The 11,770-nt window shown below is 44.4% G+C and carries 13 protein-coding genes and 1 tRNA gene; 5 read left to right on the top strand and 9 right to left on the bottom strand.

What is annotated here, in order from left to right; genetic code table 11:
* Window positions 1-70 precede the first annotated feature (70 nt).
* Window positions 71-142: transfer RNA gene (locus G3M65_RS06790), tRNA-Val, on the bottom strand.
* A 93-nt stretch (window positions 143-235) separates the two neighbouring features.
* On the opposite strand from G3M65_RS06790, the gene ahbA reads away from it, so the two are divergent.
* Window positions 236-1,252, top strand: a complete 1,017-nt coding sequence (gene ahbA, locus G3M65_RS06785; RefSeq protein ID WP_173833827.1) for a siroheme decarboxylase subunit alpha — start codon at window positions 236-238, stop codon at window positions 1,250-1,252.
* Here the strand turns inward: ahbA and G3M65_RS06780 are convergent.
* Together G3M65_RS06780 and G3M65_RS06775 are read right to left on the bottom strand one after the other, a co-directional pair.
* Window positions 1,227-1,433, bottom strand: coding sequence for a hypothetical protein (locus G3M65_RS06780; RefSeq protein WP_173833826.1), 207 nt, complete (start codon window positions 1,431-1,433; stop codon window positions 1,227-1,229). The two genes, ahbA and G3M65_RS06780, sit on opposite strands and share 26 nt — an antisense overlap.
* Window positions 1,434-2,363: a histone deacetylase family protein gene (locus G3M65_RS06775; protein ID WP_173833825.1), complete on the bottom strand. Its 930-nt coding sequence runs from the start codon at window positions 2,361-2,363 to the stop codon at window positions 1,434-1,436.
* Between the two features lie 40 nt (window positions 2,364-2,403).
* Between G3M65_RS06775 and lysS the strand changes: the two genes are divergently transcribed.
* Both lysS and G3M65_RS06765 read left to right on the top strand, forming a co-directional pair.
* Window positions 2,404-4,107: a lysine--tRNA ligase gene (gene lysS / locus G3M65_RS06770; protein ID WP_173833824.1), complete on the top strand. Its 1,704-nt coding sequence runs from the start codon at window positions 2,404-2,406 to the stop codon at window positions 4,105-4,107.
* Complete coding sequence (locus G3M65_RS06765) at window positions 4,107-4,838, top strand: ferredoxin reductase (protein WP_173833823.1); 732 nt, start codon at window positions 4,107-4,109, stop codon at window positions 4,836-4,838. The genes lysS and G3M65_RS06765 overlap by 1 nt, the downstream gene beginning before the upstream one ends.
* Here the strand turns inward: G3M65_RS06765 and G3M65_RS06760 are convergent.
* Window positions 4,835-5,602 (bottom strand): Gfo/Idh/MocA family oxidoreductase, encoded by a 768-nt coding sequence (locus G3M65_RS06760; protein WP_173833822.1) that lies wholly within the window; start codon window positions 5,600-5,602, stop codon window positions 4,835-4,837. The two genes, G3M65_RS06765 and G3M65_RS06760, sit on opposite strands and share 4 nt — an antisense overlap.
* A gap of 92 nt (window positions 5,603-5,694) precedes the next feature.
* On the opposite strand from G3M65_RS06760, the gene G3M65_RS06755 reads away from it, so the two are divergent.
* Window positions 5,695-6,513: a hypothetical protein gene (locus tag G3M65_RS06755; protein WP_173833821.1), complete on the top strand. Its 819-nt coding sequence runs from the start codon at window positions 5,695-5,697 to the stop codon at window positions 6,511-6,513.
* Here G3M65_RS06755 and G3M65_RS06750 read toward each other — a convergent pair.
* The 5 genes from G3M65_RS06750 to G3M65_RS06730 form a co-directional block, all read right to left on the bottom strand.
* Complete coding sequence (locus G3M65_RS06750; protein WP_173833820.1) at window positions 6,505-7,230, bottom strand: ZIP family metal transporter; 726 nt, start codon at window positions 7,228-7,230, stop codon at window positions 6,505-6,507. The two genes, G3M65_RS06755 and G3M65_RS06750, sit on opposite strands and share 9 nt — an antisense overlap.
* Window positions 7,227-7,700 (bottom strand): DUF29 family protein, encoded by a 474-nt coding sequence (locus G3M65_RS06745; protein WP_173833819.1) that lies wholly within the window; start codon window positions 7,698-7,700, stop codon window positions 7,227-7,229. The genes G3M65_RS06750 and G3M65_RS06745 overlap by 4 nt, the downstream gene beginning before the upstream one ends.
* 2 nt (window positions 7,701-7,702) lie before the next feature.
* On the bottom strand, window positions 7,703-8,245 hold the full coding sequence (pyrE, locus tag G3M65_RS06740) for an orotate phosphoribosyltransferase (protein ID WP_173833818.1): 543 nt from the start codon (window positions 8,243-8,245) through the stop codon (window positions 7,703-7,705).
* The gene (gene leuD / locus G3M65_RS06735; RefSeq protein ID WP_173833817.1) at window positions 8,238-8,741 is read right to left on the bottom strand and encodes a 3-isopropylmalate dehydratase small subunit; all 504 of its coding nucleotides are present in this window, start codon (window positions 8,739-8,741) and stop codon (window positions 8,238-8,240) included. The genes pyrE and leuD overlap by 8 nt, the downstream gene beginning before the upstream one ends.
* Before the next feature lie 235 nt (window positions 8,742-8,976).
* Entirely contained in the window at window positions 8,977-11,271 is a 2,295-nt protein-coding gene (locus G3M65_RS06730) for a DNA gyrase/topoisomerase IV subunit A (RefSeq protein WP_173833816.1), read from the bottom strand.
* 28 nt (window positions 11,272-11,299) lie between these two features.
* On the opposite strand from G3M65_RS06730, the gene G3M65_RS06725 reads away from it, so the two are divergent.
* Complete coding sequence (locus G3M65_RS06725) at window positions 11,300-11,659, top strand: toprim domain-containing protein (RefSeq protein WP_173833815.1); 360 nt, start codon at window positions 11,300-11,302, stop codon at window positions 11,657-11,659.
* Window positions 11,660-11,770 lie beyond the last annotated feature (111 nt).

Here is an 11,770-nt window from a genome sequence, read left to right as displayed (position 1 = left end):
CTCCTTTAGGTAGTTATGCTTAAAACATAGACAGAATATGATATTTGTCAATATTGAACTTTGTAGATAATGGGCGATGGAGGACTTGAACCTCCGACCTCCATCTTGTGAGGATGGCGCTCTGCCTCTGAGCTAATCGCCCAACAACTAAATATTATACACCTTTTCTCACATCTTGTTGAGGATAAAAGTAAGTTGCCAATCACATACAAAGAGTTTATATTTAAAACTTGCCATGGGGGAATACGAAAGCCTGCTCAAGGAAGTTCAACAGGAAATACCAATTACCCAAAGACCTTTTTTGTCTATAGGGGATAGGCTTAGCATGAAAGAGGAAGAGGTAATAGAGGTGCTAAAAACCCTTAAACAGGAGAAAATCATCAGGCAGATATCACCTATATACGATACGAGAATGCTTGGATATGACTCTTCGCTCGTAGCCTTTAGGGTTGAGCTAGGGAAGATTGAGGATGTTGCAAGGTTTATAAATTCCCATCCAGGCGTTAGTCATAACTATGAAAGAGAAGATGAGTTCAATCTTTGGTTTACGCTGGCGGTTCCGCCCAACGCTCCCTTAAGCCTTGAGGATACTGTAAGACTTATGGCACAGAGGGTTGGTGTAAAAGACTTTGTAATACTCAGAACTGTCAGAATGTTCAAGATTGGAGTTAGACTTACCTACGAAAACCTTGAAGAGAGGGAGGAGGTAGAAGAAAGGGAACTTATTTACAGACCGCTTGAGGATATAGAGATAAGGCTGGTGAAAGTTACTCAGGAAGATATGCCACTTGTAAAAAGACCCTTTCTTGAATGGTCAAAAAAGCTCGGAGTTAAAGAGCAAGAGCTTATTGAGCTTATGCGTTCCCTTAAGGAGAGGGGTATTCTCAGGAGGATAGGAGCTATCCTTTTCCATAGAAGGGCTGGTTGGATTGCCAATGGGATGGCTGTATGGAATGTGGAAAAGGAGAGGGTTGAGGAAGTGGGAAGGTTTATAGCGGGCTTTAAGGGAGTTTCCCATTGCTACGAGCGAACTACAAACGCTGTTTGGAGGTATAACCTCTTTTCCATGGTGCACGGAAGGGACAGAGGTGAGGTAGAAGCCCTTGTCAGAAAAATAGCGGAGGAGTTGTCCTTAAAAGATTACAAGGTGCTTTTCTCCAAGAGGGAGTTCAAGAAAAGAAGGGTCAGATACTTTACCGAGGAATTCTACCTTTGGTATAGGGACTTTATAGGGGCAGTCTCTTCTTTTTGACCCAATATATGAGGGTTGCGGTAAACAGGAGGAGGGTGAGGGCTATGGAAAAGGGATAGGCAAGGGTCCTGTTTAGCCTCAGGCTTGTATCAAGGAGAAAGAGAAAAAGGAGGTAAAAGCCGTAGACAAGTAGCACAAAGGAAAATGCCTGAAAAAGGTAGTGCTTTAGTCTTGCAAGCATCTAAGCCTCCAACATCTTCTGCAGTGTAATGCTGACGCACTCCGAGAGGGCTTTGAGATTGTAACCTCCCTCAAGGGCAAAGAGGACTGGCACTGACAGCCTTTTGGTATTTTGGAGAAGGCTCTCCACAAGTCTACCAAAGCCCTCTGTGGAGAGATTAAGGTATGTAAGAGGATCATCCCTGTGGGCGTCGTAGCCCGCTGAGACAAGAAGGAACTGAGGCGAATACTCATAAAAGAGCCTTGGAAAAACTTCACCATATATCCTGTCAAACTCCATATCACCTGCTCCCGCAGGAAGGGGTTCGTTATGAGTAAATCCATAGCCTCTACCTACACCCTTTTCCTCTGAAGAGCCTGTGCCGGGGTAGAAGGGATACTCGTGGGAGGAGAAATAAAAAACCCTGTCCTCTTCGTAGAAGCTCCTTTGAGTGCCGTTTCCATGGTGGGCGTCAAAGTCCACTATAAAGACCCTTTCATAGCCTTTCTGAAGAAGATAGTGGGCGCCTATGGCTATGTTGTTAAAAAGGCAAAAGCCCATAGCCTTAGCGTATTCTGCATGATGTCCCGGAGGTCTTATTGCACAAAAGACTGCCTCCACATCTCCGTTCAAGAGCCTGTCTATACCTTCAAGCACTCCGCCCACCGCATACAGAGCTACCTCGTAAGAATCAGGAACTGTGTAAGTATCTGGGTCAAGGTATCCTCCACCGGCAGAGCAAAAATCTGCCACTTCCTGTATGTATGCGGGGTCGTGATTGAGGGAAACCTCTTGAGCGTTAGCCCTCCTTGGGCTTATATGAACAAGCTCTTTTAAAATACCTTTTCTTTCAAGTTCCTGAATTATGGCTATTAGCCTATCCTTGTTTTCTGGATGACCCTTCCAGTGGTGCTTAAGGTATATGGGGTCGTAAACAATGCCTGTCTTCATGAAGATGATTATACTCCAAAAGTGCTATAATCCTTTCTCTATGGAAGGGTCAAGACTTGAAAAGTTAAGGGAATTAGCAGAGAGAAAACAGGCTTATCCCTATAGGTTTGAGATAAGCACTCAGATAGGCGATATTAGGAACAAGTATGAAAAACCTACAGAAAACAGAGAGCTTGTCTTAAGAGGGGTTGTAAAAAGGTCTTCGAAAATAGAAGAGGGCTGTCTTTTAAGGCTTGCAAGTTCCAAAGGCGTGGAGATACTCGCCATAACACAACAAGAACTAAAGGTTGGACAGGAATACGTCCTTATGGGAAAACTTGGTAGGTATGAGGGGAAGCTTTGCCTTTATGACGCGGTTCTGTGGGAGGGACAAGCCCTTGAGATAGAAGATATAAAGCCTCTTTATGACCTTGACCCTAACTTTGAAGAGGTTTCCCTCGCTGGAAGGCTTATAACCCTTAGGAGCATGGGTAAGGCTATCTTTGGACATTTGCAGGATGCTACAGGTAGGATACAGATATACCTCAAAAAGGATGTGGTGGGTGAGGAATCCTTTAGGGAGTTTGAGGAGCTTGTGGATACTGGAGATATATTGGGCGTGAGGGGCAAGCTCTTTAGGACAAACACAGGAGAGCTAACGGTAGAGGTAGAGAGCTTTAAGATACTCTCAAAAAGTCTACACCCTATGCCAGAAAAGTGGCACGGCATAAAGGATGTGGAAGTAAGATACCGCCAAAGATACCTTGACCTAATAGCCAACGAAGAGGCAAGGAAGATTTTCCTATTAAGGAGCAAGGTCATTAAGGAGCTAAGAAACTTTTTAGACAAGGAAGGTTTCCTTGAGGTGGAAACTCCCATACTTCAACACATAGCCTCTGGGGCTAATGCAAAGCCCTTTATAACCTATCACAACTACCTTGAGCAGAACCTATACCTTAGGATAGCACCAGAGCTTTATCTCAAAAGGCTAATCGTGGGTGGCTTTAACAAGGTCTATGAGCTTGGTAAAAACTTCCGCAACGAGGGTGTGGATACCACCCACAACCCAGAGTTTACCATGGTGGAGTTTTATACCGCTTACTGGGACTATAAGGACCTTATGGACTTTACAGAAAGGCTTTTATCGCATGTTCTACTTTCAACGGTGGGCAGTCTAAAGCTAACTTATGGAGGCAGAGAGCTTGACTTTACACCACCATACAAAAGGTATGGATACTTTGAGCTTTTAGAGGAAAAAACAGGCAAGGACAAGGACTTTTTCTTAAGAGATTTAGAGGGTCTAAGAAAGCTTGCAAAGGAGATAGGAGTGCCAAAGGCAGAGACTTTAACTCATGCCAAACTCATAGATAAGGTTTTTGACCTTTTAGTGGAGGATGAGCTTTGGGGTCCTTGCTTTGTCTTGGACTTTCCAAAGATACTCTCGCCTCTTGCCAAAAGCCACAGAGAAGACCCAGACCTTGTGGAGAGGTTTGAGCTCTTTGTGGCAGGAAAGGAGCTTGCCAACGCCTACACGGAGCTAAACGACCCCTTTGAACAAAGGGAGAGGTTTTTGGAGCAGTTAAGGGAAAAGGAGATGGGAGACGAAGAAGCTATGCAGATGGACGAGGACTTTATAACCGCCCTTGAGTATGGTATGCCGCCAACCGCAGGAGAAGGCATAGGTATAGACAGGCTTGTGATGATACTGGCAGACGTGGACTCTATAAGGGAGGTTATACTCTTTCCAGCCTTGAGGAGGGTCTGATGGAGCTTGAGAAAAAGCCAATAAGGGAATTTACCGCAGAGGTTATAAGGGTTATACACGAGACGCCCAGCACAAAAACCTTGGTCTTTGACATAAGCCATGTGGACTTTGACTTCTACCCAGGGCAGTATGTGATGGTGAATGTCCCCTACGAGGATCAAGTGCTAAAAAGAGCTTACTCTATTGCAAGCCCACCCACTCAAAAAGAGACCCTTGAGCTAACCATAAAGAAAGTGCCAGAAGGCAGAGCCTCTACCTATCTCACAGAAAAGGTAAAGGAAGGAGACGAGTTTCTCCTAAAGGGACCCTATGGAAAGTTTGTGTGGCTTCCTCAAATGGGCACAAGCCTTGTGCTTATAGGTGCAGGAAGTGGCATAGTGCCTCTTATGTGCATACTAAGATACATAGTCTCCGCCAAGTTAGAACACGTGAAGGCTACGCTTTTATATTCAAACACCCACTATGAGGAGATAATCTACAGAGAAGAGTTAGAGAGAATGGATAAGCACTCAAACATAAAGGTAGTCCACACCCTTACACGCTCTCATCCACCAGATTGGAAGGGATACACGGGAAGGATAAATGTGGAGATGATACTAAAAGAGGTGGAGGATATTCCTACAAATCTCTACTACCTTTGTGGACCACCAGCCTTTGTGGAAGACATAGCAAGCATGCTTCTTGAGCTTGGAGTGGATAAGAACCAGATAAAGAAGGAAAAATACGACTAAGAGAGACTCTCAAGAATTCTTAGGTTTATGTATGCTCTCTCTACGCTCTGTGGGTCGTATGTGCCTCTTAAAAAGTCCTGTAGCATAAGTTTTAGCTTGTCTCTTTTTTCTTCCTTGACCACCCTTTGGTCTTCGTATACTCTCTCGTTGCCAAAGTCCAGCATGAGCTTGTCATCTATATTCCACACTCTTCTTGGCTCTGGATGCTCCCATGCGACACTTAGGCTAAAGGGGACTCCATCTATGTAGCCTTCAAGAGTCCATATGTTTTTTTCTATTCTAAGGTCTCTAAGAACTATGTTTTTGGAAATTCTCTGAAGGAGATACAGGTCATGCCAAGCGAGGTCCCAAAGTGGCGAAATGTAGCCTTTTGCTCTGCCAAACCTCTCTATCTTTATGAACTTCTTCGGTCTTTGCAAAAAATCCACACACACCGAATAGCTTTCCACCTCTGAGATATACAGGTTTGGGTAGTCTTTTATTCTGTCAAACTCCTTAGAGCTTAATGCGGGAGGCTTTTCAAGAAGAAGAGGTATTCCTTTCTTTAAAAATTCTTGGGCTATGCCTACATGCTCCTTTGGGTCTACTGCTACTATAACCGCCTTGAGCTCTTCTTTAATATCTCCAAAATGACAATAGAAAGGGTAAGGCTTTTTTTCCTTGTTTGGGTCTATATCGCACAGAACCAGTTTCTCACCAAGCTCCTCTAACTTCCAAAAGTATTTGTTTCCCATATTGCCAAGTCCTACCAAAAGGACATGCATGTATAGAATTTTAAGGGAATAAGCATAAACCTATAAGGTTGAAATTTGTCCCAGCTCTACTAAAATTATGCATAAACCCAGGAGGTGGAGCTATGAAAAGACTGTATCTTGCCTTTGCTTTGCTTGTTGGAATTTCTTTCTCACAGCAGATAACCATGAAAAGACCGCCCAAGTCCCTTGAAAAATACTACCCTCCTCAGTCTCAAAGGATGGAATATCTGTCCAATATGCATACCATGAGCGTAGCCTTTCACGGAATTAACCTAAACATAAACGAAGGTAGGTGGGATAAAGCTCTTGAGTGGGCTAACCAGCTTAAAAAAACCTATGAAGAATCCGCAAGGATGGTGCCAGAGTGGAGGGACTATTTCAAGCCAGCACTGGCGGACAATCTTGTAAAGGCGGTCCAGTCAAAGAATGTGGATGCGGTAATAAATGCATCAAGAGAGCTTGGACAAACCTGTAGCAAGTGCCATCAGGACAATCAAGCAGTGGTAAAGCTCTACTATCACTTTCCAAGATATGACAACATAACCCTCGAAGACCCTGTAGAGCTTCAGAACTTAAAGACAAAGGACTACATGAAAAAGTTATCGGATTCTATGAAGTCTCTGAGGGTGTTTCTGCTTCAAGGTGAGGTTTCTAAAGCAAGGGAGCATGGCGATAACTTTGTGGAAAGGGCAAAACAGCTCAATACCATGTGCACCAAGTGTCATACCTCAAAGGCTTCTATAGAGTCCCTTGCAGGAAAGGAGTATCTTACCGCACTTGATAACCTCCAGAAGGCCCTCAAGGCTCCTCAGATAAACAGAGACAATGTCTTTAAACATCTCTCGGAGGTAGGACAGTTTTGCTACAGATGCCATAATGTGCACCTCATACCCGTGCTTGTGCAAAATGCTCTAAAGTGAGGTATCAAGAAAGAGCATAAGCAAAAGTCCCAAAAGAAAGGCTATGGTGGACTGGGTGTGTTTGCCTTCTGCGTAGGCTTCTGGGAAGACCTCCTTTGCGGTAATGTATACCATAGCACCACCACCAAAACCAAGACCTACCGCCAAAAGGTTTTTGAAGACCTCAAAAAAGGCATAGCCTATTAGAGAAAAGAGGGCTTCAAGAAAACCGCTAAGAAAGCCAACCCACAAGGGCATAAGAACCTTGCCTGTAATCACCATGAGAGGTAAGCTCACCACAAAGCCTTCTGGAATATCTTGGAGGGCTATGGCTATAGCGGTTTGAAAACCTTTCTCTCCTGAGTAGGCGGATGCTATACCTACGCTTAAGCCTTCGGGTATGTTGTGAATAATTACCGCAAACACTATCAAGTATAGCCTGCTTAGTCTTTGAGGAGAGATACCTTCCATACCCTTTATGGTATGCTCGTGAGGCACAAGGCTTTCCACCAAAGCCATAAGCACAAAGCCTAAAACAATGCCAAAGGCAACCTCAAAAAAGCTACCCACCTCAAGCCCAGGCAAGATAAGACTTGTAAAGCTGGCAACGAGCATAACACCACCTGTAAAAGAAAGGCTCACACCAACGCTTAAAAAGGGCTTTTTAAGCAGGACAGCAAGCAGGCTACCAAGAAAAGTGCCAAGAAGTAGAAGAGAGGATATGAAAAGTATGTTCATGTGTCTTCTATTTTACCCGTAAGGGCTTCTGTTAGGTCATAGGGACAATCTATAAAGGTGTAGAAAAAACTTATAGCTTCTGACTTCTTATCCAAGCTCTCAAGCCAAAGTCTTATCCTAACCCTTGCGTAGTTCCAAGCCCTATAAAGTTCCCTTTCAAGCCTCTGTCTCATGCTTGGCGAAAACTCTAACTCCAACTCAATCCTGTCTCTAAGGTGATATATCTCTATTCTGTGTCTTTTTGGCTCTTTTATAAGCTCCTTGTAGTTTTCCCATATGTATAGCTTTTCCAAGAGTAAAGATAAATAGCTTGCTACCTCGTCCACCTCCCTCTGGATTAGCTTTTCCAATTCTGTGTATAGATTTTCCCAGTCAACTTCTTGATATCTTCCTGCCTTGAGAAGTTGGTAGTTTATCTCAGCCCAGAGAGGAAAATCTTCTCTGTATAGCTCCTTTAGCTCTTTTTCCATCCTTACAAAAGCTCAGACACTCTAAAAAGAGCGTATACTTCAAGACCTTCCCTTTGTAAGTTTTCCCTGCCACTCTCTTCTCTATCAACCACCGCATAGACACAAAGCACTTCATAGCCCTCCCTTTTGCAGGCTTGGACTGCCTTGAGAGCAGAACCTCCTGTGGTTATCACATCCTCTAAAACCACAACCCTGTCTCCTGCCCTTAGTAGCCCTTCCACCTGCTTTCCAGTGCCGTGAGCCTTTGGCTCCTTTCGGACCACAAAGGGTTTTATGGTATCTCCCTCAAGGTATGAGACCATGCTTACCGCATAGGCTATAGGGTCCGCACCAAGGGTTAGACCTCCCACACCCTGAGGCTTTAGGTCTTTTATAGCCTGATATAAAACCTTACCCAAAATATACACACTTTCTGGGTCAAAGGTTATCTGCTTTAGGTCTATATAATACTTGCTTAGCTTTCCAGAAGAAAGTTTGAATATAGGCTCGTCCGCAACCTTGAGAGACCTTTCCCTTATTAGAGCTTTTAGTCTTTCTCTATCCATTGGCTTTCAACTTTTCCTTAGCATACTCCATCAGACCACCGGCTTTTAGGATAGCCATTAAAGTATCTGGAAACTTGGTGGCGGTATACTCTTTACCGGTCGTCAGATTCTTTATAATACCCTTTTCCAAGTCTACCTCTATCTCATCGCCCTCTTTTATCTCATCCACTGCCTGTGGTGCTTCCACTATAGGAAGACCTATGTTTATGGCATTACGGAAGAATATCCTTGCAAAGGATTTGGCTATAACCACAGGCACTCCAGCATACTTTATGGCTATGGGTGCATGCTCCCTTGAAGAGCCAGAGCCAAAGTTTCTACCCGCCACTATTATATCTCCTTCCTTGTGCTCCTTTGCAAACTCTGGATGCTCCGAGTCCTCCATTACATGCTGGGCAAGTTCATAAGGGTCAGAGGTGTTTAGGTATCTGGCAGGTATTATCTGGTCCGTGTCCACATTGTCTCCAAACTTCCACACTCTACCTCTTATAACCATGTTGTTTATTATAAACCCTTTTTATTAATCTTCCTTTAGGTATAAAGACCCCACTCCTCCTTAACCGCATCGCCTCCCATGCTTACGCTACCCGCTAACCGATTTAGAAGTGCTTTTGTATTCACACTTTGTTGTTTACCTAAGTTATCCTTACAGCTTATTTCCATAGCTCTATATACTATGGTGTTAGGGAAACATTTGTTTTTCTTCCGACTTTTTCTATGCTTCACAGAAATTACCCCTTTACCACCACTCTCACAAGTCTATCTTCCCCAAGCTCCCACCTTTTCTTTGCCCTCTGGTCAAGCCTACTAAGAGGCAAGTCCTTTTCCTCAATTCTATCGTAAAAAACCTTCCCCTCAAAACTTACTAACATAAGCTCCACAGACCCCCTTATGGGTATTACATCCACAAGCCTTTCCCTCATAGAGCCCAAGACTTCCACTCCTTTGGTATACCTGCCTCTCTGTGGAATTTCTTGAAGAGATACCTTCTTTATACCTCCATTTTCTGTTATTACCAAAAGATACTCCGCATCCCTTAATGCCCTTATGCCTACCACCCTGTCTTCTTTTTCAAGTTTTATGCCTTGGACACCCCTTGAGCCTGCACTTGCAGGTGGAACCTCACCCACTGGAAATCTCAAAAGCCTGCCCCTGTGTGTAAAAAGGATAATATCCCCCTCTTCTGGTGCTTGCACTACTTTGACAACTCTGTCATCTTCTTCGGAAAACTTTATTATCTGCATTCCTTGAGATTTGTATTCAAAGTCCACAAGGGGTATCTTCTTCACATAGCCCCCTTCTGTCGCAAGGAGTATTCTTCCATCCACGCCGGAACGCACAAAAGCCCCCACTATCCTCTCCTCTGGCTCTTTTAGAGATAATAGGCTTCCCTTGAGAGCCTGAGATCCCGCTATCCAGTATACTCTTCCCCGGTCGGATACCATGAAAAGCCCATCGGTAAAGGGAACCTCCAGTATGTTGACCACTTCTTCTCCCTCTTCTATCTCCTCAAGGGGAGCCACCCTGCCCCTTGCGTAGACCACCACCGTGAGGCTACCCTCTTCTGGAGCTTGAAGTCCTTCAACTAAGGTTCTCCTAGGCGTGCTAAAGGTCTTTGACATTTCTTGCATCTCCTCTATAAAGACCCTTACCCTCTCTTCTTCTCTTTCCACCAACTTCGTATAATACTCTATCTTCTGCCTTAGCTCCTTCTCCTCTTCCTCAAGCCTGCTCCTTTCCAAGGATGTGAGCCTCTGAAGCCTCATATCAAGCACTGCATTTGCCTGAGCGTGAGATAGCCCATAGTTTTTCATGAGCCTTTCCCTTGCCTCTTGTGTGTCTGCAGAGCTTCTTATATCCTGTATTACACTGTCAAGGTTTTTAAGAGCTATGAGCAAGCCTTCCACTATATGAAGCCTTTCCTTTGCCTTTTGCAGGTAAAAGTTAGACCTTCTTAGGATAACTTCCAGCCTGTGAGCCATAAACTCTTGAAGCAGTGCCTTTATGCCAAGGAGCTTTGGCTCACCCCTTACCAAAACCACAAAGTTTAGAGGGAAGTTCTTCCTTAGAGCGGTATACTTGTATAGCTTTTCTAAGACCTTTTCCCCCTTTGCCTCACGCTTTAGCTCCACCACTATCCTTATGCCTTCCTTGTCAGATTCATCCCTTATATCAGATATCTCCTTTAGTTTTCCTTCCCTTGCAAGGTCTGCCATACGCTTTATAAGGTCTGCCTTGTTTACCTGATAGGGAAGCTCGGTTATCACTACCTGCTCCCTTCCCCCTTGAATCCTTTCCACATGAGCCTTTGCCCTTATACGCACCTGACCCTTGCCCTTCTCGTAAAACTCTATGAGCTCCGAGTAGTTCTCCACTATCCCACCAGTGGGAAAGTCTGGACCCTTTATGTATTTCATAATTTCTTCCGTGGTCAGGTCTGGGTTCTTTGCAAGCTCAATAAGAGCTTGACAGACCTCTCTTAGGTTGTGAGAGGGTATGGAAGTGGCAAGACCTACCGCTATACCGCTTGTGCCATTGCAAAGAAGATTTGGAAACTTAGAGGGTAATACCGATGGCTCAAGGGTAGAGCCGTCAAAGTTTGGCACAAAGTCCACCGTGTTTTTGTCTATGTCCTCTAAGAGCTTTACCGCATACTTGGAGAGCTTTGCCTCCGTATACCTCATAGCCGCGGGTGGGTCTCCGTCCACAGAACCAAAGTTCCCTTGACCTATCACCAAAGGATAGTTCATGTTAAAGTCCTGTGCCATACGCACAAGAGCTTCGTATACCGCTTGGTCTCCATGAGGGTGGTAATATCCAAGCACCGCACCCACAATCCTGGCACTTTTGACAAAAGCCTTTTCTGGGTATAGACCCATATCGTGCATAGCGTAGAGTATTCTTCTTTGGACAGGCTTTAGACCATCCCTAACATCAGGGATAGCCCTGCCCACAATAACGGACATGGCATAGTCTATGTAGGATTGCTTGACCTCTTCTTCTATGGGGACGGTGATGACTTCCATGCGGTTTTAAAATTATATCATAGGCAGGATGCTTGAAGAGTGGCTCAAGGAATTAAGAAAAGTCTCTGAAAGCAGTGCAGTCCTCGTGGAGGGCAAAAGGGACAGGCAAGCCCTTCAGAGGCTCGGTATAAAAAACATCTTCACCCTTGAGGGGAAAAGGCTTACAGACCTTCCAGACCTTCTTGAGGGTTTTGAGAAGGTAGTGCTTCTTTTTGACCTTGACAAGCACGGCGAAAGGATAAACTCAAAGGTTAAAGAAATCTTAACCAAACAGGGCTATATTTTAATAGAAGACTTTAGAGAAGAACTAAGGAGCAGAGGAATACTTTACGTGGAGGACATAGATGGAGAGATTCGCAATCTTAGGTGCACTGATGGTGCAGGATAGACTAATAAGGCTCAACATTCAGATGTTAGAAGGCATTCTCAGAGAAATAAAAGCTGATGTGTAGGAACTGAGCATTCTTGCAGAGGCTTGTCTCTCTGAGGAAGAATACAA

It is taken from the genome of Hydrogenobacter sp. T-8, assembly GCF_011006175.1.
GTDB classification, from domain to species: domain Bacteria; phylum Aquificota; class Aquificia; order Aquificales; family Aquificaceae; genus Pampinifervens; species Pampinifervens florentissimum.
The sequence above is the reverse complement of the archived record's forward strand: the minus strand, read 5'-3'. Positions and strand labels throughout refer to the sequence as shown.